We start from the raw sequence: 311 nt of genomic DNA on the forward strand, positions 1-311 counted from the left end.
AGGACACCGCCGAAGAGATGAAGGTGGCAAAACCATAGACTTCGCGCAGCTTCTCGCGCTCGGTCTGCATCGAGGAAAGCAAGGAGTATGAGACGTTGCTGAGGGCACCCGTGATGAGATCGCTGAGGATCTGAAAGACCCGGCGCGCGAAGCTGTAGATGCCGAGACCCGCCGGACCCAGGAGAGCGCCGATGAGGATCTGATCGACGCTGAGCATGGTGATGAAACGGTTGCCGGACGCGAACAGGCCGAAGGCGCTGAGATCCTTGAGCGCGCTTGTGCTCAAGGAAAGGCGCGGCCACCAGCGCACG

1 protein-coding gene is annotated in these 311 nt (G+C 61.1%); it reads right to left on the bottom strand.

What is annotated here, in order from left to right; all coding sequences use genetic code 11:
• A partial coding sequence (locus QQK18_RS26000) for an oligosaccharide flippase family protein (RefSeq protein WP_284343328.1) occupies nt 1-286 on the bottom strand: 286 nt, incomplete at its 3' end.
• Nucleotides 287-311 lie beyond the last annotated feature (25 nt).

Origin of the sequence: Devosia nitrariae, from assembly GCF_030160115.1 — a bacterium.
Lineage (GTDB): Bacteria > Pseudomonadota > Alphaproteobacteria > Rhizobiales > Devosiaceae > Devosia > Devosia nitrariae.